The organism is Phytohabitans sp. LJ34, from assembly GCF_052068095.1.
Taxonomy (GTDB): domain Bacteria; phylum Actinomycetota; class Actinomycetes; order Mycobacteriales; family Micromonosporaceae; genus Phytohabitans.
In genome coordinates, this window is sequence record NZ_JBQHDG010000030.1 from 67,294 (window position 1) to 91,770 (window position 24,477).

15 protein-coding genes and 1 pseudogene are annotated in these 24,477 nt (G+C 72.1%); 7 read left to right on the plus strand and 9 right to left on the minus strand.

What is annotated here, in order from left to right; genetic code table 11:
* Positions 1-109: 109 nt before the first annotated feature.
* From ACTMTJ_RS39645 to ACTMTJ_RS39655, 3 genes are all read right to left on the minus strand, one after another.
* Positions 110-1,414 (minus strand): extracellular solute-binding protein, encoded by a 1,305-nt coding sequence (locus ACTMTJ_RS39645; protein ID WP_441223895.1) that lies wholly within the window; start codon positions 1,412-1,414, stop codon positions 110-112.
* Positions 1,415-1,443: 29 nt separating this feature from the next.
* Positions 1,444-2,367, minus strand: coding sequence for a MurR/RpiR family transcriptional regulator (locus ACTMTJ_RS39650; RefSeq protein ID WP_441223896.1), 924 nt, complete (start codon positions 2,365-2,367; stop codon positions 1,444-1,446).
* Between the two features lie 357 nt (positions 2,368-2,724).
* A complete protein-coding gene (locus ACTMTJ_RS39655) occupies positions 2,725-3,840 on the minus strand; it encodes a geranylgeranyl reductase family protein (protein WP_441223897.1) in 1,116 nt (371 codons plus the stop codon).
* Positions 3,841-3,859: 19 nt separating this feature from the next.
* On the opposite strand from ACTMTJ_RS39655, the gene ACTMTJ_RS39660 reads away from it, so the two are divergent.
* Entirely contained in the window at positions 3,860-4,819 is a 960-nt protein-coding gene (locus tag ACTMTJ_RS39660; RefSeq protein WP_441223898.1) for a nucleoside hydrolase, read from the plus strand.
* Here ACTMTJ_RS39660 and ACTMTJ_RS39665 read toward each other — a convergent pair.
* Both ACTMTJ_RS39665 and ACTMTJ_RS39670 read right to left on the minus strand, forming a co-directional pair.
* Positions 4,776-7,076: a HelD family protein gene (locus tag ACTMTJ_RS39665; protein ID WP_441223899.1), complete on the minus strand. Its 2,301-nt coding sequence runs from the start codon at positions 7,074-7,076 to the stop codon at positions 4,776-4,778. The two genes, ACTMTJ_RS39660 and ACTMTJ_RS39665, sit on opposite strands and share 44 nt — an antisense overlap.
* Before the next feature lie 923 nt (positions 7,077-7,999).
* Entirely contained in the window at positions 8,000-10,276 is a 2,277-nt protein-coding gene (locus ACTMTJ_RS39670; protein WP_441223900.1) for a WD40/YVTN/BNR-like repeat-containing protein, read from the minus strand.
* A 246-nt stretch (positions 10,277-10,522) separates the two neighbouring features.
* Here ACTMTJ_RS39670 and ACTMTJ_RS39675 point away from each other — a divergent pair, with 246 nt between their 5' ends.
* The 5 genes from ACTMTJ_RS39675 (at position 10,523) to ACTMTJ_RS39695 (ending at position 13,038) form a co-directional block, all read left to right on the plus strand.
* Positions 10,523-10,693 (plus strand): hypothetical protein, encoded by a 171-nt coding sequence (locus tag ACTMTJ_RS39675; protein ID WP_441223901.1) that lies wholly within the window; start codon positions 10,523-10,525, stop codon positions 10,691-10,693.
* A 106-nt stretch (positions 10,694-10,799) separates the two neighbouring features.
* Positions 10,800-11,435 (plus strand): hypothetical protein, encoded by a 636-nt coding sequence (locus ACTMTJ_RS39680; RefSeq protein WP_441223902.1) that lies wholly within the window; start codon positions 10,800-10,802, stop codon positions 11,433-11,435.
* A 33-nt stretch (positions 11,436-11,468) separates the two neighbouring features.
* Complete coding sequence (locus ACTMTJ_RS39685; RefSeq protein WP_441223903.1) at positions 11,469-12,524, plus strand: LacI family DNA-binding transcriptional regulator; 1,056 nt, start codon at positions 11,469-11,471, stop codon at positions 12,522-12,524.
* Complete coding sequence (locus ACTMTJ_RS39690; protein WP_441223904.1) at positions 12,524-12,727, plus strand: hypothetical protein; 204 nt, start codon at positions 12,524-12,526, stop codon at positions 12,725-12,727. Before ACTMTJ_RS39685 ends, ACTMTJ_RS39690 begins: the two co-directional genes overlap by 1 nt.
* Positions 12,728-12,825: 98 nt before the next feature.
* Positions 12,826-13,038: a hypothetical protein gene (locus ACTMTJ_RS39695; RefSeq protein WP_441223905.1), complete on the plus strand. Its 213-nt coding sequence runs from the start codon at positions 12,826-12,828 to the stop codon at positions 13,036-13,038.
* Positions 13,039-13,217: 179 nt separating this feature from the next.
* Here the strand turns inward: ACTMTJ_RS39695 and ACTMTJ_RS39700 are convergent, their stop codons facing one another.
* The 4 genes and pseudogenes from ACTMTJ_RS39700 to ACTMTJ_RS39715 form a co-directional block, all read right to left on the minus strand.
* Positions 13,218-16,040 (minus strand): ATP-binding protein, encoded by a 2,823-nt coding sequence (locus ACTMTJ_RS39700; RefSeq protein WP_441223906.1) that lies wholly within the window; start codon positions 16,038-16,040, stop codon positions 13,218-13,220.
* A gap of 343 nt (positions 16,041-16,383) precedes the next feature.
* Positions 16,384-16,506: a hypothetical protein gene (locus ACTMTJ_RS39705; protein WP_441223907.1), complete on the minus strand. Its 123-nt coding sequence runs from the start codon at positions 16,504-16,506 to the stop codon at positions 16,384-16,386.
* Between the two features lie 414 nt (positions 16,507-16,920).
* The gene (locus ACTMTJ_RS39710) at positions 16,921-19,914 is read right to left on the minus strand and encodes a BTAD domain-containing putative transcriptional regulator (RefSeq protein ID WP_441223908.1); all 2,994 of its coding nucleotides are present in this window, start codon (positions 19,912-19,914) and stop codon (positions 16,921-16,923) included.
* Positions 19,915-20,163: 249 nt separating this feature from the next.
* Positions 20,164-22,230 (minus strand): annotated as a pseudogene (locus ACTMTJ_RS39715) (glycoside hydrolase family 3 protein); the annotation flags it as partial.
* A 399-nt stretch (positions 22,231-22,629) separates the two neighbouring features.
* Between ACTMTJ_RS39715 and ACTMTJ_RS39720 the strand changes: the two are divergent.
* Complete coding sequence (locus ACTMTJ_RS39720) at positions 22,630-24,465, plus strand: hypothetical protein (RefSeq protein WP_441223909.1); 1,836 nt, start codon at positions 22,630-22,632, stop codon at positions 24,463-24,465.
* The last annotated feature ends 12 nt before the right edge of the window (positions 24,466-24,477 follow it).

Genomic DNA, 24,477 nt, shown 5'->3' on the forward strand with positions numbered 1-24,477 from the left:
GAGCTACCGGGCCACATCCGCGCCACCGTCGTCGGCGACCACCGCGGCGGCGGATGCGGCCTTGCAGGGAGGCCGCGCCGCCCGCCGGAGCGGGCGGCGCGGCACCGGGTCAGCCGTTGAGCGTCTTCTCGATCTCGCCGTCGGCCCACGTGGTCGCGTCGGCCACCGACTTCTTGCCGGTGACGATGTCGCGCAGCATCTGCTGGAGTACGGCCGCCTTCTCGACGTCCGCCCACTTCTCGGCCATCGGCACGAACCAGCTGCTCTTCGCGGCCAGCGCGGTCGCCTCGTTGCCCTTCACGGTGGCGGCCTTGTCGAGCAGGTTGGTCGCGTTCGGCAGCACCGCCTTGGCCAGCAGCGCCTCCTGCGCCTTGGTGTCGGTGAAGTACTTGATCCACTCAGCGGCGAGCGCCTGGTTCTGGCTCTTGGCGGTGACGCCGATGTCGGAGCCGCCGAGGAAGGACGGGATGCCCGGCATCGGCGCCGCGGCGACCTTGCCCTTCACCTTGGTGGCGACCAGCGCGGAGTTCGGGTCGTTCGGGTCCTTGCGCTGCTCCTGCGCGGCGCCGACCTCCCAGCCGTTGCCGTAGAACATCGCCGACTCGCCCTGCGAGAAGATCGCGGCCTGGTCGTTCTCGTCCTTCGTCACGTCGCCGCCCGAGTAGTTCTTCACCAGGTCGGCCCACTTCTGGAGGCCGGCCTGCGCCTGCGGGTCGGAGAGCGTGCCGTTCCACTTGTCGCCGTCCTTCTTGGCGATCTGCCCACCTTCGGCGTACACCCAGGACATCGCGGCGTACCAGTACGCGCCAGGCATGTAGAAGGTGGCGAACTTCTTGTTGCTGCCGTTCTTGGCCTTCAGCGCGTCGGCGGCGGCGGTCAGCTCGGCGTAGCTGGTCGGCGGCTTGATGCCGGCGGCGTCGAAGAGGTCGGTGCGGTAGATGAGCACCCGGGCACCGGCGTAGTACGGCACGCAGTACGTCTTGCCATCCAGCTCGCACGGGCCGGAGAGACCCTGGAGCCAGTTGGCCGAGTTTTCGAAGCGCGTCTTGTCGATGGCGGCGAAGGCCCCGCTGAAGACGTACTTGGGCATCTCGGTGTTGCCGAGCTCGACCACGTCGGGTACGTCGTTGCCGGCGAGGGTTGCGTCCAGCTTGGTGAGGTGGTTGGCCCACTGCTGGTACTCGACGGTCACGTTGGCGCCGGTCGCGGCGGTGAACCGGGCGTTCGCGTCCTCCACGACCTCCTTCCAGCTGGACTGCGCGTCCACCATGAGCCACACCTTGATGGTCTTGCCCTTGCCGTCCAGGGCCTGCGCCGAGGTGTCGTTGGCCCCGCTGTCGTCGGAGCCGCCGCACGCGGCCGCGCCCAGCAGCGTCGCGGCGAGTGCCGCGGCGATAGCGATCCTGTGTCTCACGGATCCTCCAATGTGGGTGATGAGTTGGTTCAGTCCAGGCCGCCGGTTTTGGCGGCCTTGTGGGGCCCCACGGCCTGGGCGGTGCGCTGGAAGGCCGCGTGGGAACGTTGATGGGTGCGCTGCGCGACCGCCACGTAGAGCAGGTCGAGCACGACGAGCTGCGGGTGGCGGGCGGAGAGCGCGTCGGGCCGAAACGTCGTCGCCTGCGTGGCGGTCAGGAGCACGACGTCGGCCAGCTCGGCGAGGGCCGAGCGGGGAAAGCTGGTGAGCGCGATGGTGGTGGCGCCGTGGCCGCCGGCCTCGGCGAGCATCTCGATGGTTTCCCGGGTCTGTCCACTGTGGGAGATCCCCAGCGCCACGTCGCCCGGCCGGGAGAGCGCCGCGCTGGCCAGTCCGTTGTGGACGTCGGTCCACGCCCACGCCGCCACACCTATCCGGTGGAGGCTGAACTGCATCTCCTCACCGACGAGCGCGCTGCCGCTGGCGCCGAAGATGCTGACCCGCGTCGCGCCGGCGATGGCCTGCGCGGCACGCTCCACTTCGGACAGGTCGAGCAGCGCCGCCGTGTCGTGCATGGCGCGCGTGTCGGCCGCCATGACCTGTTCGAGCACCTTCCCCAACGGGTCGCCGGGCCCGATCTCGCGACCGATGTCGACGCTCCAGCCGGCGGCACGTGCCCGGCCGGTCTCGGCGGCGATGCCCAGCCGCAGGTCGGCGTACCCCTCGAAGCCGAGCGCCCGGCAGAACCGGGTGACGGTCGCGGGCGAGGTGCCGCTCCGCTCGGCCAGCTCGACGATCGTGGACCGCGCCGCGCTCGCCGGATCGGCGAGCACGAGCTCGGCCACCCGCTGGAGCGCTCCGGTGAACTCCGGCAGCTTCGCCCGCACGGTGGGTATCACCGATGCGTCGACCACCGCCGTCGGCGCGTGCCCGTCCACCTCGCGCTCGACCATCAGGCCAGCCCTTCAGAAAAGAAAGTTAACTGTTAGTGGTAATATTTCTTACTGAAGCGCGGGTCAAAGCGCAAGAGCCTCCGCAGGGTTTTCAAACCGTTACGCGCGAACAGGGGGACAAAATTGCCACAGCCTCGGGCAAATGACGCCTACCCGCGGCTCACGAGCGCGCCGGCGCGAGCGGTCGATCCGGCGGCCGCCGCCGGGCACGCGCTCGGGCGCGGCGCAGGAAGACCCGGGCGCGCCGCCACGAGCGCGGCGACGCCGACCGCCGCCCCCGGCCGAACACGAACGACCACGGCACACCGCCCGGGCCGGTCCACGATGAGCCCGGTGAGCGCCGCCGGTGCCGGCGGGTCAGCGGGCCAACATCGAGAGCGCGCCACGGACCGGGCGGCGGGCGACCGCGTCCACGAACACCGGCTCGCCCCGGCAGAACCTCGCGAACAGCCGCCAGCCCACCGGCGTCGCCAGCAGCGCGTGGAACGCGCCCGGCCGGCGGGTGTAGGCGGCCAGCAACCGCCGGCCGGCCCGCATCTCCGGGCCCAGCTCGGCCTCCACTGTGGACTCGTAGCGGCTCGGATCGCCGGCCGCGGCGGCCTCCCCCGCGTACGCGCCGGAACGCAGTGCGAAGCTGATGCCCTCGCGGGTCCACGGCTCCAGCAGGCCGCCCGCGTCGCCGGCCACGAGCACCCGGCCCCGGCGCAGCGGCGAGTCCTCGGTCCGGCAGCGGGTGAGGTGGCCGGAGTCGTGCACCGGCTCGATGCCGGCCAGGCCTAGCCGCTCCACGAAGCGCCGCAGGTATGCCTTGGTGGCCCCACCCTGACCGCGTTCGGCGATCACACCAACGGTGAGGCGGTCACCCTTGGGGAATACCCACGCGTACGAGCCGGGGATCGGGCCCCAGTCGATGAGCACCCGGCCCCGCCACCGCTCGCGCAGGGGCGGCGGGATCGGCAGTTCGACCTCCAGGCCGAGATCCACCTGCGCGTAGGCGACGCCCACGTGGCGGGCCGTGACGCCCGACGACCCGTCGGCGCCGATCACGGCACGCGCGGCGATGGGTGTACCAGAGGATGGCCGGACCACCACGTGGCCGCCGGTGTCGTCGAGGCCGCGGACCGTGACCCGCTCGCGGACCTCGGCCCCCGCGTCGGCCGCGGCCTTGCGCAGCGCGTGGTCGAACGCCTCGCGGCGCACCATGGCCAGAAACGGTGCCGCGCCCGCCCGGTGCACCTCGCGGCGCCCGTCGAGCGTGAACGTGGCCCGGTGGACGCTGTCGTCGGCCGGCACGTCGATCCGCTCGCGCACCGCGGCGAGCGAGGTGCCGATCAGGCCGCCGCCGCACGTCTTGTACCGCGGGTGGGTTGCCTTCTCCAGCACGACGGTGCGCGCCCCGGCCCGCGCAGCGGCATACGCGGCGGACAGGCCGGCCGGCCCTCCACCGACGACCGCGACGTCCCACATCTCCACTCGGCGCAGAATAGCCACCGTGGCTATCCCGATGATCCTCGACTGCGATCCTGGGCACGACGACGCGCTGGCTATCATGCTCGCCGCCGCCGACCCTCACCTCGACCTGCTGGCGATCACCACGGTCGCCGGCAACACGACCCTGGACAAGGCCACGCTGAACGCGCGCCGCGTATGCACGATCGCCGGCGTCTCCGGGGTACCCGTGGCGGCCGGGTGCGACCGCCCGCTCGTGGACGAGCTGCGGATCGCCGACGACATCCACGGGGTGAGCGGGCTGGACGGGCCCGCGTTCGGCGAGCCGACCGTGCCGCTGGCCGGCGAACACGCCGTGGAGCTGACGCGGCGGCTGCTGCTCGACCACCCCGAGCCGGTCACGCTCGTGCCCACCGGCCCGCTCACCAACGTCGCCACCCTGCTCCGCGATCACCCTGAGGTGGCTCCCAAGATCCGCGAGATCGTGCTGATGGGCGGCTCGACCGGGCGGGGCAACATGACCCCGTACGGCGAGTTCAACATCGCGGTCGACCCGGAGGCGGCCGACCTCGTGTTCCGCTCCGGCCTGCCGGTCACCATGATCGGGCTCAACGTGACCCACCAGGCGCTGGTGACGCCCGAGGTGGTGGCCCGCTTCCGGGCGCTGGGCACGCCGCTGGCCGAGGCCTGCGTGGCGCTGATGACGTTCTTCGGCTCCGCGTACGAGCGGGTGTTCGGGCTGCCCGACCCGCCGCTGCACGACCCGATCGCGGTGGCGCGGGTGATCGACCCGTCGCTGGTGGCGTGCGTGGCGGCGCCGGTCGCGGTCGAGCTGACCGGCGCGCACACCCGCGGCGCCACGGTGGTCGACCTACACCACAAGACCGGTGAACCGGACAACGCCCAGGTGGCACTGCACCTGGACGTCGACCGGTTCTGGGACCTGGTGGTCGGCGCGGTCAGCTCGCTGTCAGGATCCCGAGCCGCTGGGTCGCCCTCGTGAGAGCCACGTAGAGGTCGTTTTGACCGCGCGGGGACTCGGCGACGATCGCGTCCGGGTCGACCACGACCACGGCGTCGAACTCCAGGCCCTTGGCCTGCCGCACGGTGAGCACGGCGACCCGCTTTTCCAGGTCGGGCTCGGCGCCGAGCACCACCTCGGGCACCGCCTCCGCGATCGGCGGGCCCAGCTCCGCCAGGCGGCCGGCCGGCACGATCACGCCGAGCCGGCCGTCGCCCACCTCGACGGCCTCGTCGAGCACGACCTTGGGCAGCTGGGCCGGCTCGAGCGGGCGGGACCACGGCTCGACGCCGGTCTGCCGCACCGAGCGGGGGGGCTCCAGGGCCGGGTCGATGCGGGCCAGCACCTCGGCCGCCACCGCCATGATCTCTGCGGGCGTCCGGTAGTTGACCTTGAGCTCGGCGAGCCGCCAGCGGTCCGCCACGTACGGCGCGAAGATCCCGTCCCACGAGGAGGTGCCGGACAGGTCACCGGTCTGCGCCACGTCGCCGACCACGGTCATCGAGCGGCTCGGGCAGCGCCGCATCAGCAGCCGCCACGCCATCGGCGACAGCTCTTGCGCCTCGTCGACGATCACGTGCCCGAACGCCCAGGTGCGGTCGACCGCCGCCCGCTGCGCCGCGGTCAGCCGTTCGCCGTCTTCGTGCCGCTCGGCCAGCTCGCTCGCGCCGATGATGTCGGTGGCCGAGAGGATCTCGTTTTCCACCTCGTCTTCCGCGTCGATCGACACGGAGCCGCGGGCGATCTCCAGGGCTCCCTCGGCGTACGCGATGCGGGCCAGCCGCAGCCGCTCGGCCAGCGCCGCCTTGCTCGCCTCGTCTTCGCCGAGCAGCTCGGCGGCCTCGTCCAGGAGGGGCACGTCAGCCGGCGTGAACCCGCCGCGCGGATCCCGTCGCAGCCTCGCCGCGTCCTCACCCAGGTGTTCGATAGCGACCGCGAGGCGCTTGTCGGACGCGAAGAGGCCGGCCACCAGCTGCTGGGGTGTCAGGATCGGCCACAGCCAGTCGAGCGTGCCCAGCACCTCCGGCTCCTTGCGCAGCTCGCGCCGGATCTCGGCGAGGTCGGCCTCGTCGAAAATGATCTCTTCGCCGGGCGCGTCGCCCTCGCCGAGCGGGTCGTGCGCGTACGGGTCGAAGCCGATCTTCTCGGCGAGCTGGGCCGCGAGCGCGTGCACGATCTCCGTCTCGAAGACCTGCCGGGCCAGGTTGTGCGGCTTTTCCGAGCGCCGCGCCCGCTCCCGCGCCGCGCGCACCGTCGCCGGCTGGAGGAACAGGGTCTCACCCTGCGCCGCCGTCTCGAGCGTGATCGGCAGCGGCTCGTCGGGCAACCGCTGCCGGTCACGCACCGCCGCGGCCAGCACGTCGGCCATCACCGGCCGCCCCTTGATCTCGGCCACCTCGTCCGGCTCGGACCGCCGCGCGACCACGCCCGGGAACAGGTCGCCCAGCGTGCCGAGCAGCACGCCGGTCTCGGCGAGCGACGGGAGCACCTGGCCGATGTACCGCAGGAAGGTCTTGTTGGGCCCCACGATCAGCACCGCGCGGGTGGAGAGCTCGCGGCGGTGGGTGTAGAGCAGGTACGCCGCCCGGTGCAGCGCAACCGCCGTCTTGCCGGTGCCCGGCCCGCCCTGCACCACGAGCACGCCGTCGAGCGGCGCCCGGATGATCCGGTCCTGCTCCGCCTGGATGGTCTCGACGATGTCGCGCATCCGGCCCGTGCGGCTCGCGGACAGCGCGGAGAGCAGCGCCGCCTCGCCGGTCAGTCCTTCGTGGACGGACTCGCGCGCCGCCTCCAGGTCGAGCACCTCGTCGTCGAGCCCCACCACGGTGCGCCGGCGGGTGCGGATGTGGCGGCGCCGCCGCACGCCGTCCGGCGAGGCCGCGGTGGCCAGGTAGAACGGCCGCGCCGCCGGCGCCCGCCAGTCGACCAGGAGCGCACCGTGGTCGTGCGCCTCGTCGAAGATCCCGATGCGCCCGACGTACCGCGGCACGGCCCGCTCGTCTTCGAAGTCGAGGCGGCCGAAGCAGAGCCCGGCCTCCACCGCGCCGTACTGCGCCACCTGATCCGTGTACAGGGCGACGCCGCTGTCCCGCTCGGTCTTCGCCTGCGGCGTGCCGCCGGTCTGGCGCAGCAACGTCGCGAGGCGGCGCGCCGACTGCTCGCGCATCTCGTCCAGCCGTCGATAGAGAGCCGAGACGTATCCCTGCTCGTGGGAAATCTCCGCGGAGTTGCTTGACAAAGCGGCTCCCTGGTGTTCTATACTTGCCGACGTGGAGGGCAGCTTGCGCTGCCCTTTTTTGGTGCTCAGCCGACTAAGATAGCGCACCAGTGGCCATCTGGCTCGCGGATCGGCGCCCCTATTCTCGCCCAAGACAAAGCCGCCTACCCGGGCCGCGTCACCTGCGGACCGTCGCTCCCGCCGGAGAGCGCGGAGGCCGGCGGCTCGCGGAGCGAGCCGAAATCCCCGGCCTCCGCTGCCATGTCCGCGGCGCAAGCCCCCGGGCGTCGCGAGGCGACGCCCCTACCAAGGGCGGATGGGTAACGCCGCAGGACCACCGATCCGACCCCAACGCCACTCAAGCTCAACCCCGATTCCCACGCTTGGGCGGGACGATCCGACGTAGGCCCAGCCCGCCGCACCCAATCCCAGCCCGCGCACCGCCCGGCAAGGGATCCGCCCGCCGCCCCGCGTGTCGGTAACACAGTGTCACCCGCGAGGAGGGGGCGGCATCGAGATCTAGCAGACTCGGGGTTGATATGGCGCCCAAACTCTCCAAGATCTGGAATTCGGGCCGCCCGCCCCCCTGCGACGGTGACTCAGAGCAAACAAACCCTGACGATCATCCCACCCGACAACCCGGCAGCAGACAATGTGGACAAACGCTGGGCGCCTGGCGGCGCGACGGCCCGGGGCACCCACCCCGGACGGCCGCCACAACCAGCACCCGACGCCGTCGCCCCCGGGCTTTGACCTGCTTGCGTCTTGCGGGTCGACGGGTGTCGGGATGGCACCCCCATCCTCATGGTCCGGAGCGCTCCCGCCGGAGGCCGCGGTAACCGCGACCAGCAGCGAACGGGCGAGGCCGCGGGAGCAACGGCCGGGACCACGACGAACATCGCGGTAGCTCAAATCCCTTTAGGTTTTTGCGGAGCGACGACGGCTCACGGCTGGCCGTAGATGATGCCTCGGCCGTTGGTGGCCAGGTAGACGCGGCCGAAGACGCGTGGGTCGCCGGTGATGGCGGCGCCGGTCCAGGCGTACTGGTGGCGGTCGTCGTTGACGCGGGTCCAGTGGCGGCCGGCGTCGTCCGAGCGGAAGATGCCGCGGACGCCGCGCACTTTGGCGGTGATGAAGACCGCTGGGTAGCCGCCCCTCGACTTCGCCTTGCCGAAGCCCACCGCGTCGGCCTCGTCCACCTTGGACACGCGGGTGAACGAGTCGCCGCCGTCGGTGGAGTGCCACAGGCCGTAGACGCCACCGGTGGTGTTGCCGCCGGCCAGCCAGATGTCGCGGGCCGCGCCGGGGCGGGCCTTGAAGCGCACGTTGCCCTCGGCCGGCAGGCCGGTCGCCGCCGTGGCGGCGAAGGTCGCGCCACCGTCCACACTGGAGTAGAAGGTGCCGGCCGCGTACGCGTAGAAGCGGGCCGGGTCGACCCGGTCCGACTCGACGGTCGCGCCGGAGGGGACGCCGGCCGAAGGCGTCCACGTCGCGCCGCCGTCCGCGGTCCAGCTGACCGTGCCGCCGGCCGGGGCCCACACCGCGCGGCCGCCGTCGGCGCTCACCGCGACCGTGCCGCCGCCGGTCACGCCGGTCGGTTCGGTGGCGGCCGCGGTCCAGGTCTCGCCGCCGTCGGTCGAGCGGCCGAAGCGCGGGGCGTTGCCGTTGCCGGCCCGCACGACCACGGCCGGCGCGAGCTCGGCAAAGTCGAGGCTCGTGGTGCTGCCGAGCGTGGGGTTGGCGTACATCAGGCCCGGGTTGGCGAAGTCGTGGTGCACGAAGCCACCCACGTCGCCGACCGCCGACAGCAGGTGCGCGCCGGTGGGCGGGCTGATCAGGTCGAGGACGGCGGTCTCTTCCAGCCCGCGGGCCCGCACCGAGATGTGCACGGTGCCGCCGGTGTCCCAGTCGGTGAGGTTGCGGGTGCCGTAGATGGTGGCGCCGGTGCCGTAGAGCAGGTGGTCGGAGTCGAACGGGTCGATCTCCACCGACTCGGTCATCCAGCCCAGCTTCGGCGCCTGCTCGGGGAGCGCGGGCGAGGCGTTCCAGGTCAGCCAGGGCGCGTCGGAGATGTCGATGTCGTACCGGTTGGTCCGGTCCGGCCAGCCGACGTGGTCCCACGCGCGGGTCCAGGTGGCGCCGAAGTCGGTGCTGCGGAAGAAGACCACGTCCGGCCACCAGGAGATCTGCGTCGCCACCATGAGCGTGCCGGGGCGCCCGCGGTCGACGGTGAGGCCGCTGTAGCCGAACGTGGCGTCCGTAGACGGCACCGGGCTTATCCGGACCCACTCGCCGGTCGCCGTGTCCAGCCGCCACACGTCGCCCTTGCCGCCGTCGTACGGGCCGGCGGTGTCGCTCGTCGCGAGGTACAGGTATCCGCTGGCGTGGTCGAGCACGCCCTTGTGCGGGATGTACCCGGTCGGCTGGCCCGGCACCCGCTCCCACGTCGCGCCCGCGTCGGTGGAGCGGTACAGGATGTTCTCCTTGTCGGCCACGCCCGCGTAGATAGTGCGGGTGGGGCGCCGCCGCCCGCCCGTGCGCGGGTCGAAGACCACCCACAGCACGCCCTGGTTGTCGCTGGAGTAGCCGCTCGCGTCGGCCGGGTTGTCGGCGTAATCGCCGGGGTTGGGAAACGACTCCACCCGCGCCCACGTCGCGCCGAAGTCAGTGCTCCGCCACAGCCCGTGGCCGCCGCGCACGCCCAGGTACAGCACGCTGTTGCGGTGCGGGTCGACGGCGAGCCGCTCGCCCATGCCGCGGCCGGGCATGTTGCCGCCGAGCTTGAACGGCAGCGGGCTCGCCTTCCACGTCGCGCCGCGGTCGCGGGAGCGCAGGATCGCGCCGTTGTTGGGGTCCCAGTCGTTCGTGTACGTGCCGACGGCCAGGTACAGCCGGTCGGGGTCGACCGCGTCGGTGGCGAGGCTCACCACCCCGGTCCAGCCCCACTGGTCCCAGCCCACCCAGTCGAGCAGCGGGATCCACCGCTCGCGGCGGCGGTCCCAGCGGTAGGCACCGCCGATGTCGGTGCGGGCGTAGGCGAGGCCGGGCTCGCTCTGGCTGAAGACGATGCCGGGGACGAAGCCGCCGCCGACGATCTCCACGTTGCGCCAGGTGTAGTGGGAGCCGCCGGCGCTGGCCGGGTCGGCGGGAAGGGTCTGAGCCGCGATGCCGGCGGCGCCCGCGGCGAGCAGGCTCCGGCGGGTCAGGTGCGCACCAGTCATGCGCCAGATTCGACAGCCTCGATGGAACAGCCGTCAATAGTTGGGACGTCAAACCAACTCTTCAGCCATACGGCGCCGGACGGGTGACCCCGCGGAGGTACGGAACTTGCCAGCCGGGTCGAATCATTGATCACATGGGGGGCGTGCTGCGGATGCACCTGTTGCCGCGATGCCGCAAGATGGACGGATGCCCAGCTCAGAGGCTGTGACTTGGAGGGGAATGCAGTGACGGACGGGACACCCTCAGTGACTCCGCCGGCGTCCGCCACACCGGCGGAGTCCACCTGCGCGCACTGCGGGCTGCCACTCGCGCTCGACGACATCTGGGGCTGGATCCACGCGAACGGCCGCTACCTCTGCTACGACCCGAACACGGGCGAGCCGATGTCGATGCCGGCGGAGCCGTCCTTCACCTGAGGTCCTCGACCGATCCAGAGCTTGGCTTCGCCGGCGCGAGGCGGGACGTGCTTGGCTTCCCCGGCGGGAGGCGGGACGATAAGGCGACGGGCCAAGGGAGGCCACGATGCCCCGTCTGTTGCCGCGCATCTCGTGGGAGCCACCGCCGGAGTACATCGAGTTCGTCGAGGACCACCTCGACGACCTCCGGCGGGACGCCGCCCGGGTCGTCGGTACGGAGCAGGACGCCGACTACCTGTACCCCGACGTGCTCACCGACGTCGCGGTCCGGTGGCGCTGGCTGCGGCTACAGCGGAGGCTGCGCCAGGCGGACGCCGTCGACGTGTACCTGCGGCGCGCCTTCACCCGGCGGGCCGACAGCTGGCGCGCGCCTGACCTGCTGCCGCTGGAGTCGCTCGAGGAGGCGTGGCCGGTCGAGGTGCAGGTCTGGTCGACCGGCTCGGTCGATCCGCCACCCCCGCCGCCTCCGCAACACCAGGTCGCGACGAGCATCGCGCTCAAGCTCGCGCCGCACCTCGACCCCACCCAGCGGCCGCAGGCCGGACCGCTGGCCGAGGCGGCGGTGGCCTGGTGGCATGCGTGCGACGCGCGCCGCCGGCGGCGCCGGATCGCCGTCGGGGTGGTCGCCCTCATCCTCGTCGCGCTGACCAACCGCCTGCCGCAGCACCCGTCGACGCGGAGCGCGGTGTGGCTCGACACAGGGGTTGCGGTTTCTTCGGTGAGGAGTACTGTATCGATTTAGAACGTCTGGATCGATACAGAAGGGCCGCCGGCCATGAAACCCACGTTGCAGACCGTCGCCGACCGGGTCGGCGTCTCCCGCAGCACGGTTTCCAACGCGTACAGCCGGCCCGACCAGCTCTCACCCGAGCTGCGCGAAAAGATCTTCGAGGCGGCCCGCGACCTGGGCTACTCGGGTCCCAACCCCACCGCCCGCTCCTTGCGCAGCGGCCGGGCCGGCGCGATCGGCGTGCTGTTCACGACCGCGCTGTCGATCGCGTTCACAGATCCCTATGCGGTGCAGTTCCTGCGCGGCCTGGCCGAGGTGGCCGAAGACAACCGCACCGGGCTGCTGCTCGTGCCGCTCCGCGACGACGACCAGGGCGCACTCGAGGCGGTGCGCAACGCGGCGGTCGACGGCTTCGTCGTCTACTGCGTCCCGGGGTGGTACCAGGCGATGGAGGCGGCCTGGGCCCGCGGCCTCCCGGTGGTCAACTCCGACCGCTTCGGCTCGCTCTTCGTCGGCATCGACGAGGTCGCCTCGACCCGCGCCGCCGGCGAGCACCTCATGCGCCTGGGCCACCGCCGGGTGGCGATCGTCGCCGACTACATCTCCCCCGACCGCCGCACCGGCGAGGTCACCGTGCCGTCGGTCGAGGAGCTGGGGTCGTATGTCAGCCGCGAGCGCCTGACCGGCTACCGGGACGCGTTCGCCGACGCGGGGCTGCCCTGGTCCGACGTGATCACGATCAGCGCCGCCGGCAACAGCCGGGAGCACGGCGCGGCCGCCGCGGCGCACGCGCTGGACCGCTCGCCCCGCCCGACCGCGGTGGTCGCCACGACCGACCTGCTCGCCCTCGGTGTCCTGGACGCGCTCGCCGCGCGCGACCTGCGGCCCGGCCGCGACGTCTCGGTGATCGGGTTCGACGACATCCCCGACGCGGCGCAGGCGCACATGACCACCGTCCGGCAGCCGGCCCATGAGCGGGGCCGCATCGCCGGGCGGCTGCTGCTCGACCCGCCGGACGACCCCGCGCGGCGGCGCGTCGTCCTGCCGACCGAACTCATCGTCCGGGCCTCCACCGGCCCCGCGTACACAGGGAGCATCTGATGTTCGACCCGACCGCGATGATCCTGGCGGACAAGGCCACCAAACACCACGTGCTGTCCGCCCGCCCGCACGCCCGCACGGCGCCCGAGCGGCCGCCGCGACAGCGAGGAGAGTCGATGCGCCTGCGGGCCGCCGCGACGCTCCGCCGGCTCGCCGACCGGGTCGAGCCACGCCCGGTAAACACGTGCGTACCCACCGTCTGACCTGCGCATACTTGATATCCGCCACCCCCGCGTCATCGCCTTCCGATGTCGTTGAGGTGGCGGATTTCTTGGGCCCACGATGCGACCAGGCTTGGTCAGTGAGCGTGATGCACCGTGGCGACGAGGATCTCCACTACAGCGACAACTCGCACCGCTGGGTGGCGCCGCCGGAGATCGAGCAGGCCACCTGGGAGGCCGGGCTTCGGGCGCACATGCAGCAACACCGCCTGACGATGGGCGGACCTTTCAACATCGACGAGCTGCTCGAGGTGCCGCGAGCCCGCGTCCCCCGGCAGCGCGACGCGAGCTGATCCCGGCTTTCCCCGCGCGAATGCGACGCGGGAATGCCGTATCGCAATTCATGCAAATTGCTCGGAGCACTTGCGAAGCGCAGTGTGTTTCCGCGCCGTTAACCCGCAGGATCGCGCAAAACGCTCGTTAAGACGGTTGCCATTCAGATGTCGTCGTCACGGAGCGTGAGCAGCAGCCGTCAAGATACCGGCTCGAGACTGGCGCCACGAAGGCTCGCCTCCCGCGCTATTTCGGTGCGCGAGTGGAGCTGGAGCTTGGCCAGGATGTGCGAAACGTGCGTCTGCACGGTGCGCCGGCTCAGGAAGAGCTGCGCCGCGATCTGCGGGTTGGACAGACCCTCGGCCACCAGCCCGGCGACCTTCATCTCGGTCGGGGTGAGGCTGTCCCACCCGGTGTCCGCCCGGCGGTGCCGCGCGTGCGGGCCGCGACGGATCCCGTACGCCCGGAACTTAGCCTGCGTGCGGGCCAGATCCCACTCGGCGCCCAGCTCGGTGTAGATCGCGTACGCGCTGGTGAAGTGGGTGCGCGCGCCGCCCAGGTCGCCCCGCTCGGCAAGAGCCGCACCGGCCGCCTCGAGGGCCTGCGCCCGTGGCAGCGGGCGGCTGGCGGCGGCGTAGTGCTCGGCGGCGGCGAGCAGGAGGTCGGGGTCGCGGTCGAGCAGGCCCCGGCAGTGCGGCGCCACGGCCAGCTGGTGTGGCACGTCGGAGGCCCCCGCCATGGACTCGGCGCGCTCGACCAGCATGCGCGCGGTGCGCTTGTCGCCGATCTCGATCGCCAGGCGCGTCGCCTCGGCGAGGAGGCCCGCCGACTCTTCGATCTCCTCGGTATCGAGCGGCCCGTCCATGAGCACGGCGAGCGCTTCCTTCACCGAGCCGGACTGCTCCCGCTCAAGACTCCTGGCCAGCGCCAACGCGCAGATCACCCAGCCGCCCAGTCGGGCCGCGTGCTGCTCGGCCTCGGCGAGGTGGCGAGCGGCCGCGGGGTCGGCCCGGTGCAGTCGGATCTTGGCGGCGATGCCCAGCTCAAGACACTCGACGGACGGGGCCTTGGACACCTTGGATAGGACGTCTACCTCGGCGAGGGCGTCATCCCACCGGCCGGTCTCGAAGAGCAGCTCGCCGAGCAGACTCTGGGCCTGGCCCAGCCGAACCAGGTTGCCGACCTCGTCGGCCATCTGCCGGGCCTGCATCGCGGCAGGAATGGCGGCGTCGTACCGGTTGACGTTGGCCAGGGCAGCGGCCTGGTTGAGCTGGAGGCTGAGCCGCAGGTCGGTGAGGCCCGGCTCGGTCTCGGCCACAGCGAGGGCCCGCTCAAACAGCGGCAGGGCCTGCGCCGGCTCGCCGCGCATGCCGTGCACCACGATCATCGTGCCCAGCGCCCAGCCGATGGCCCAGCGGTCACCCGCCTCTGTGGCCCCACGCAGTGCGGCATCCGCCACCTGGCCTGCCGTGTCGACCCGGCCGAGCATGCAGAGCGTCCGCGCCTTGAGCACCTCGAGCCGGTGTCGGGTGCCAGCGAGGGGCGCCTCCAGCGCTCGCTCCAGCGCGACAAGCGCCTCTTCGGTGCGCCCCTCCACCGCGCGGCACTGGGTCAGAGTCCAGTGCAGGTCGACGGTGTGGTCGGGGCGCGTGACGTACTCCAGGGCGCCGGTAGCCACCTCGGCTGCGCCGGCCGAGTCACCCGACTTGTAGAGCGCGTCGGCCAAACGGCAGGCCAGCAGGTCGTGCGGCGCGACGCCGGCGGGGATGGCGGCCACCGCCCGCCGCAGCAGCGGGATGGCGGCGCCCGGCGCGCGGGCCACGAGGCGCTGGCCGGTGTCGACCAACCACTGCACCATCCACTCGTCGGCGACACCTGCCGAGCCGTCGCCCTGGAACGCGGGCAGCAGCTGCCGGGCGACCCGCTCGGCGGGTGCGCCGCCCCGGGCGAGCGCGCGGGCGGCGTCGCGGTGCCAGGCGGCGCGGACGGCGGCGGGCATCTCCTCGTAGAGGGCGGCACGGATCAGCGGGTGGCGGAAGGCCAGCGCGAAGTCGTTTTCCCGGAGCACGCCGGCGAGGATCGCCTCGTCTAGGACCGGCATCAGCTCGCCCACGCTCTGGCCGGAGACCATGGCGAGCTCGGAGACGGAGAAGTCGACGCCCAGCAGGGCCGCGGCGCGGAGTAGGCCACGGCCGGGCGCGGAGAGGAACTCGACCCGGTCCGCGATAGCGGCCGCCAGCGAGCCAGGCGTGCGGGTGCCGGTCGCCTCGACAAGGCCGTCGCCGAGGGTCAGCGCACCGCCGCGGGCCAGCGCGTCGACGAGCTCCGTGACGTAGAGCGGGTTCCCCGCCGCGCCCGCCGCGAGCTGGAGCAGGCGCGGACCGGGGCGGCCGCCGGCCGCCTTTTCCACGAGCCGGGCGACCTCGGCGTCGGAGAGGCTGTGCAGGCGCAGGCGGTCGGCCGGCTTGATGGACCGGCTCAGCGCCTTGAGGTCTTCGCGGAACGGCACCGGCCGCATCACGCCGGCCACGAGCAGCGGCAGCTGGTGCACGGTGCGGACCAAGCGGCCCAGGGTCTGCACGGTCGCGGGGTCGGCCCACTGCATGTCGTCGACCACGAGCAGGACCGGGGAGTCGGCGCACAGCTCGTCGACGAGGCTAAGCAGGCGCTCGGTCGCGGCGGCGACCTGATCGACGCTGTTGCCCGGGGAGGACTCGGTGCGCAGCAGCTCGGCAATCTTGGCGGGACCGCGGTCGAGCGAGGCGGATCCGAGGGCGTCCACGAGGGGCAGGAGGGGGAAGGCCTGGCTGAGCTCGTCGCAGGCGGCCCAGAAGACCTGGCAGCCGGCCGTCTTGGCGTCGTCGGCCGCGGCCCGCATGAGAGACGATTTGCCGATTCCCGGCTCGCCTTCGACCAAAGCGGCGCGACCACGACCGGTGGCGAGAGTGGCGATCCACTCACGGGTGCGATCGAGATGGCGCTGTCGCCCGATCAGCGACGGTGCATAACGCGTCTCGATCATGTGAAACTCACCCTTCGTCCGCCGCCACGAACATGTCGTTCACGTGATGTATACCCGCGCCAATCGGTCCACCTCATTTGCAACTTGCAGCTATTGCAACGCTCACCTACGGTGAAGCCCGGGCTTCGGACCTTGCATACGTGCCGTTAACGACTTTCGGGTCTTGCCGAAGACAGGCATGAATTATCGACAGTAAAGCGCTGCCCTGCGTTGGGCGCGCGTTTCACTGTTGTTAACCTTCTGTTTGCCAAGCCACCTGACCCTAAGTACCTATTACCTGGCCGGGTGTAATTGGAGGCGATGAACCCTACAACGATTACGTGGCTGTAATCGTTGGCAGTGTTCACAAACGCTTGGCAGGAGCGTGTTCACCCATGAAAAGAATCAGGCGCACAGTCATCACCGCATCGGTGATGGCGTTTAGCGTGCTGGTAGCAGCCTCGGCAGCCGGTGCCACGGTCGCCATGGCAGCTAAGTACTACCCGTGAGCTAAAGAGCCATCACCGTCGCGGTCTGCAACCCCTCCCCTGAGAGATCGGCATCGAGTAAGTACCTCAACGAGTAGTAATGATGCCGGGTTCCACACCCGATGGGAAGGGTTTACGGCCACGAATCTGCAAGTTGCACCTAGCATCTGCATCGGCGACATTGCACCAGACCCCCCGACCCCAACGCGTGGTGTCACAAGAGGTTCACGCGCGGCCCTCTACGACAACCACCATCACCAGGATCGACGTCCAACGGAGATTCACTCTCCACGATCAACATCGGCGGGATTGGCCTCCCGGTTGGACAAGATCCTAGCCACGAACTTGGTACGCCCCTCGCTGCCACGCTTGGCGAGGGGCGTACCGACTTGTGGGACGGGTACCCAGTGAGATCAGGAGCCGGAGCCGAGCGTCGCGAGAATCTCCTGGGCCTCGCCGCGCACCCGGGCCGCCGCCGGCTCGTCGCCGCTGGCCTCGTACGCCTGGCCCAGCGTGTGCAGCGCGGCGGCGAGAAACGACAGCCAGCCGCGGGTGCGCCAGATCGCCACCGACTGCTCCAGGTAGGACACCGCCTGCTCCGGCCGCCCCGCGGCCAGCTCGATCTCGCCCAGCGCGCCCAGCGCGTCGGCCACGTGGTGGCTCATGTTGAACTCGCGGCCGAGGGCCAGCGACGACTCCGCCGCCTCCCGGGCCCGCGGGTCGCCCTGGCGCAGGTACAGCCGGGACAGCGCCACCATCGTCAGCACCTCGGTGTAGACGTCCCGGTAGCGGCGGGAGATGGCCAGCGACTCGTCGAACATCCGGGAGCTTGTCTCCAGCTCGCCGGCCTCCCGGTACGCGATGCCGAGAAACTGGAGCACCGCCGTCTCGTACCGCGGGTTGCCCAGCGCCCGCGCGGCGGCCAGCGCGGCGTCGAGGTGGCCGATCGCGCGGACCACGTCGCGGCTCTCGGCCAGGGCCACGGCGAGCGCGACGTGCGCCCGGGCCTGGCCGCCGAGGTGGTCGGTCTCCTCGGCCAGCGCCAGCGCCCGCTCGCCGTAGGCCAGCGCGTCGGCCTGCGCGCCGCGCGCGGTGAGCGCCCACGAGCACATCACCGCCGCGTCCGACATGCCGCGCCGCTCCCCCAACTCCGTGAACATCTCCAGCAGCCGGAACGCGTCCGCGTGGAAACGGCTCGTCGCGTCGCCCTGCTCGGGCGTGCTGTTCCAGGTCACGACGTCGATGAGGCCGCGCAGCATGACCGCCTCGCCGAGCAGGTTGCCGGAGCGCCGGCACGCGGCCAGCACCAGGCTGTTGGTTGCGTTCCAGTCGCCGTACATGCCCCGGATGTCGAAGTACTTCTCCAGGCAGCCGGCCAGGTCGAAGGCGAGCTCGTCGAGGTCGAGCGCGCACGCCTGCCGCACCACCGAGAGCAGCGCCGAACGCTCGGCGTCGAACCAGTCGAGCGGCTCGACGTCGTCCGGCGGAAACTCGACCGCCGGGCGGGGCGCCGTGCCGCTGATCGCCGCGTAGCAGGGGCCGGGTACCCGCGCGGCCATCCGCTCGGCGATCGCCAGCCAGCCGCCGAAGCCGGCGCCGAGCACTTCGAGCCGGTCGCCCGGTGGGTCTTCGACGTCGGCGCACTCGCGGGCGTACAGGCGGACCAGGTCGTGGAAGCGGTAGCGGATCTCGCCGGCGGCGTCCACGCTGGACACCCCGATCAGCTGGGCGTCCACGAGAGACTCCAGGAGCCCGGCCGCGTCGGCCGACTCCTCCAGCACCGCGCCGGCCAGCCAGGCCGGGAAGTCGGGTGTGTCGAAGCGGCCGAGCCGGCGGAAGAGGCGCTTCGCCTCTCCCTTCAACCCCTCGTAGCTGAGCGCCAGCGAGGCGCGCACCTCCAGGTCGCCGGTGGCGAGCCGGTCGAGGCGCCGCCGCTCGTCGCGGAGCATGCGGGACAGGTGCCCCAGCCGCCAGGTGGGCCGGGCGGTGAGCCGGGCGCCGGCCACCCGTACCGCCAGCGGGAGGCCGCCGCAGAGCCGCACGATGTCGGCCGCCTCGTCGGGCTCGGCGGCGACCCGCTCGTCGCCCGCGACCCGACCGAGCAGCCGCACGGCCTCCGTACGCGCGAAGACGTCTAAATCGATCCAGCGGGCGCCTTCGACCCCGGTCAGCCGGGCCCGGCTGGTGACCAGCACCGCGCAGCTGGCCGCGCCGGGCAGCAGCGGCCGCACCTGCTCCTCCGAGGCGGCGTTGTCGAGCACTACGAGCACCCGGCGGCCGGCCAGGCGGGTGCGAAACATCTCGCCGCGCTCGACCGGGTCGTTGGGGATCGCCCGCGCGTCGACGCCGAGCGCGCGCAGGAAGCGGGCCAGGACGTCGCCCGGGTCGAGGGCGACCGCCTCGGTGCCGCGCAGGTTGGCGTAGAGCTGCCCGTCCGGGTACGCGGGCGCGGCGAGGTGCGCCACGTGTACCGCGAGGGTGGTCTTGCCGACGCCGCCCATGCCCGCGACGCCGGCGACGGCGAGCGCGCTGGACGGGCGCCCGTCCGTCAGCAGGTGGCGCAGCTCCCCCACCGGACCCTCCCGGCCGGTGAAGTCCGGGATGTCGGGCGGCAGCAGCGCCGGCGCGGCCGGTGCCGGCTCCGGCGCCGGCTCCACGGCGGAGGGCGCGGCGGCCGGCACCGGATCGGCGCGCAGGATCATCCGCTCCAGCTCGGCGATCTCCCGGCCCGGGTCGAGACCCTCGTACTCGGCCAGCAGGTTGCGGTACACCCGGTAGCTCTGAAGCGCCTCGACCTGCCGCCCGGTGCGGTACAGCGCGGTCATCTGCCGCACCCGCAGCCGCTCCCGCATCGGGTGGGCGTCGACCAGCGGCGCGATCTCGTCGGCGACCATCTCCGCGCGCCCCAGCTCCAGCTCCAGGTCGGCGAGGTCTTCGACCGCCGTCAGCCGGCGCTCGACGAGCCGGGCCCGGGACGCGTCGACGAACGCGCCGGTCGCGTCCGCGAGCGGCTCGCCGGTCCACAGCCCGAGCGCGCCGCGCAGCAGGCGCACCGCCTCCTTCTGGTTGCCCCGCGCGGCCGCGTCGCGGGCCAGCCGCACGCCGTCGTCGAACCGGGCCGCGTCGACCTGCTCCGGCTCGACGAGCAGCTCGTATCCGGACGGGCCGCTGTCGAGCAGTTCGGGCGCGCCGAGGTCGGCGAGGTGGCCGCGGATGACGGTGACCGCGTTGTGCACCTGGGAACGGGCCGTGGAGGGCGCGGCGCCGCCCCACATCGCCTCGATCACGCCCTCGCGGGAGATCCGCCGGCCGAGGTTGAGCAGCATGAGTGCGAGGAGTCCGCGGGTCTGTGCGCGGGGTATCCGGTGGCGGCGCCCATGGATCACCACGGTGACCGGTCCAAGCACCGCGAACTGTGTGTGAGCTGTGTGTGCCACGTGTATGTGCGTTTGTATCACGGCCCCTGCCAGGCTAGAAAGCGCCCACGGGGTTCCCGCGCGCGTGCCCCTGCCCACCCCGGTTACGTACCTCGGGGGAGTGCGACCCGGCGGTGAGGCAGGCGTGCGAGCGCAGAGCTGGGGGATGCGGGAACCCCGTGCGGGCAGACAGGATCAGGGCGCCCCGAGCGGGGCGCCCTGATCGTTGTCAGGTGCGGGTCAGCGGGGTACGCGGCGCAGCAGCCAGTAGGCCCGGCCCGCGTCACCGCTCGCCAGCGCGTGGTCCGCGTCGGCGATGAGCCTCGCCCAGTCGGACCGTGCCCGCCCCGCGAGCACCGCCTTCTGGGCGGCGTCCCGGGCCTTGTCCAGCGTGGACCGGGGCTTGTCGGTGCGCAGGCCCCAGCCGTACGGGTAGAGCGGCCGGTAGTCGGCGTCGCCGACGTTGATCGGCACCTGGGCCTCGGTGGCCGGCCAGGTCATCGACAGGCGACCGGTGAACGGGCGCCGGCCGAAGAGCACGTCCGCGACGCCGGCGCCCTCGCTGCCCGGCAGCCACGACGCGACGAGCGCGTCGATCGTGTCGAGCTGGCCGGTGAGCACCTGCGGGCGGCCGGAGACCACAAGCACCACGCACTTCGCGATCGCCGAGCAGACCTTGTCGACCACGGCCTGGTCGCCGGGCTGGAGGCTGAGCGACTTCTCCTCCTGCTGCGGCACGGTGCAGAAGCCGCACTCGGGGCCGCCGACGTCGCCGTAGCCCTCGGCGTACGGGGTCTCGCCCACGACCACGACGCCCACGTCCGAGCCGGCCGTGGGGGCCGACGCGTCCGCGCTGAACGTGACCGTGGCCCGGGGCGCCACCTCGCGGATGCCTTCGAGGATCGTGGTGCCCGGGATGTTGTCGCCGCTGTTGCCTTGCCAGCTGATGGTCCAGCCGCCGGCCTGGTTGCCGATGTCGTCGGCGTTGCGGCCGGCGACGTACACCTTGGCGTTCTTGCTGAGCGGCAGCACCCCGTCGGTGTTCTTGAGCAGCACCTGCGACTCGGCTACGGCCTGCCGGGCGATCGCGCGGTGCTTGGCGCTCCCGACGGCGCCGGCGTTGTCGCCGGACGCGTACGGGTGCTCGAAGAGCCCGAGCTGGAACTTGACCCGCAGGATGCGACGTACGGCATCGTCGATCCGCGACTTCTTCACACCGCCGGAGGCGACCTCGGCCAGCAGCAGGTCTTCGAACTGCTTGGCGGTGTTGGGTTCCATGAACATGTCGATGCCGGAGTTGACGCCGAGCCGCACCTTGTACGCGGTGAGCCCGCCGTTCGCCGGGTCGGCCGGGTCGGTGATCTGGTGGATGCCTTCCCAGTCGGAGATGACGAAGCCCTCGAACCCGAGCCGGCCCTTGAGCGTGCCGGTGATGAGGTCGCGGTGGGCGTGCATCTTCGTCGGGTTGCCGACGCCGTCCTCGGTCCAGTCGACGCTGGAGAAGGAGGGCATGACGCTTGCCACGTCGTGCTTGCCGAGCGCGACCACGTACGGCGCGAGGTCCACCCGGTTGAAGTGGCCGCGGCTGGTGACGGTCACACCCTGGTCGATCGGGTACTTCTGCTCCCACCAGGGCTTGCCCTCGTTGGCGTCCGCGATGGCCTGGTCGTAGCGGGTGTCACCGTCGCCGGCGTAGTGCTTGACGGTGGCGAGCACGCCGCGACTCTGAAGCCCGTCGATAACGGTCTCCAGCGAGGCGACCAGCGCCGGGTCCTCGCCGAAGCTCTCGTACGCCCGGCCCCACCGCTCGTCCCGTGACACGCAGATGCACGGCGCGAAGTTCCACGGGATGCCGGTGGCCAGCACCTCGTCGGCGGTGGCCTTGCCGATCTTCTCCAGCAGCTCGGGGTTGCGGGTGGCGCCGAGGCCGATGTTGTGCGGGAACACGGTGGCCCCGTACACGTTGCCGTGTCCGTGCACCGCGTCGATCCCGTAGATCATCGGGATGCCGAGGCGGGTGCTGAGCGCCTGCTCCTGAAACTGGTTGACCATCTGGACCCATGCCTCGGGCGTGTTCGGCGTCGGCACCGAACCGCCGCCGGAGAGCACCGAGCCGAGCCGCCACTCGGCGACCAGGGACGGGTCGTCGGCGACCGCCGCCCGCTCCGCCTGGGTCATCTGGCCGATCTTCTCCTCGAGCGTCATCCGGCCGAGCAGGTCGGTGACGCGCCGCTCGACCGGCTGCCGAGCGTCGAGGTACAGCGGGTCGGTGGGCCGGCCCTGGGCGGTGGCGGGCTGCACCGGCAGCAGTGCCGCGGCGAGCGTCACCACTCCCAGCACGCGCGCCCATGAACGTGTTCGCATATCGTCTCCCCCGCGGCACTGCCCGGTGCCCGGCAGCCCCGGTGGCCCGGGCTGTCCGATGTGCCGCTACGGCGATCCTCGTGGCGCCGATTTGGCTACGTCAATGCCGGGTCCGAATAAAAGTTTCTAAACAAGTGTCGAAAGTTCGTCACGATCGGAAGAAAGGCGGCCGCGATGGAGCCGGCACCCGCAGCCGGGAGAACGCTCGCTGACCGGCTCAAACAGGCCCGGCGAGATCGCTTCGTAGGGCGGGCCGCAGAGTTGCATCTCTTTCGGAAAGCGCTCTCCAGTCAAGCCGTCATCTTCGTACACGGCCCCGGTGGTGTGGGAAAGACCGCATTGTTGAGCGTCTTTGCCGAACTGGCGACTGAGGCCGGCCGTCCGGTCGCCCGCGTGGACGGCCGGGCGATTCGCGCGGTGTCGCACGGCATTTCCGGCGCGGTCGGCGAGCCCGTCCCCGGCCTGGTCCTACTCCTCGACACCTACGAGCTGCTGGAGCCGGTCGACGAGTGGCTGCGCGAGACCTACCTGCCGTCCCTGCCCGCGGACACGCTCGTCGTGATCGCCGGCCGCAACCCGCCCGGCCCGAGCTGGCTGACCGACCCGGGCTGGCGGTCGCTGCTGGCGGTCGTGCCGTTGCGCAACCTGGCGCCCGCGGAGAGCCGGGAGTTCCTCGCGGCGCGCGGCGTGCCGGACGACCGGCAGGAGGCCGCGGTCGCGTTCACCCACGGGCACCCGTTCGCGCTGGCGCTGGTGGCCGGCGCGAACCTCCCGCTCCGGCCCGAGCAGGAGCCCGACCTGGTCCGCGCGCTGCTGTCCCGCTTCGTCGACCAGGTGCCCGGCCCGCGCCACCGGGCCGCGCTGGAGACCGCCGCCCACCTGCGCGTGACGACCGAGGAGCTGCTGGCGGACACGCTCGGCGGCGACGACGTGCCCCAGCTCTTCGACTGGCTACGCGGGCTGCCCTTCGTCGAGCGCGGGCGGCACGGCCTGTACCCGCACGACCTCGCCCGCGAGGTGCTCGACGCGGACCTGCGCTGGCGCAACCCCGACGGATACCGCCGGCTGCACCGCGCCAGCCGCGAGGCGCTCATCGACCGCGCGCGGCGCACCCAGGGCGCGGCGCAGCGCGAGGCCTTCTACGACGTGCTCTACCTGCACCGGACCAGCCCGGTGCTCGGGGCGCACTACCGCTGGGAGACGCTGGGGCAGGCCACCGCCGGGCCGCTCACCGCCCGCGACTGGGGCCCGATCCGCGCGATGGTCGAGCGGCACGAGGGCGCGGACTCCGCACGCATCGCCACACACTGGTACGAGCGCCAGCCGGCCGCCTTCTCCGCGTACCACGACGCGGACGGCGTGCTGTTCGGGTTCGACGCGACGCTCGACCTGCACGAGGCCGGCGAGGCCGACATCGCGGCCGATCCGGCGACGCGGGCGGCCGTCGAGGTGGCCCGCCGCTACGGTCCGACCCGCGCCGGCGAGGAGATGATCTACCACCGCTACTTCCTCGGGCGGGACACCTACCAGGACGTCTCGTCGGCCACCAACCTCTTCGCGACCGGCTGCTGCCGCCACTGGCTCACCCGGACCCGGCTGGCGTGGAGCTTCGTCGCGGTGGCCGACCCGGAGGCGTACGACGACCTCCTCACGCACATGAACCTGCGCGCCCAGCCCGAGGCGGCGTTCACCGTTGGTGGCCGGCGCTATGGCGTGTACACGCACGACTGGCGGGCCGAGCCGCTCCTGACCTGGTACGAGCTGATGGCCGGCCGGGAGCTCGGCGACGGGGCGCCCGCGGCGTCCACCGCGGACACTCCGGCGCTGGTCGTGCTGTCGCAGCCGGAGTTCCGCACGGCGGTGCGGCGGGCTCTGCGCGACTACACGCGCGACGACGCGCTGGCCGCCAACCCGCTGAGCCGGTCGCGCGTGGCCGTCGAGGCGTCCGGCGGTCTCCGCGCGGTGCTACGGGACGCGGCCGACGCGCTCCGTGCCAACCCCAGGGACGAGAAGCTCTTCCGCGCGGTACACCGCACCTACCTCGAACCGGCGGCCACGCAGGAGCTCGCCGCCGCGCGGCTCGAGCTGCCGTTCAGCACCTACCGGGCACACCTGACCAGCGGCATCGAGCGGATCGCCGAGTGGCTGTGGCGGCGGGAGATTTCCGGGATCGAGTAGTTTTCGGCCTGG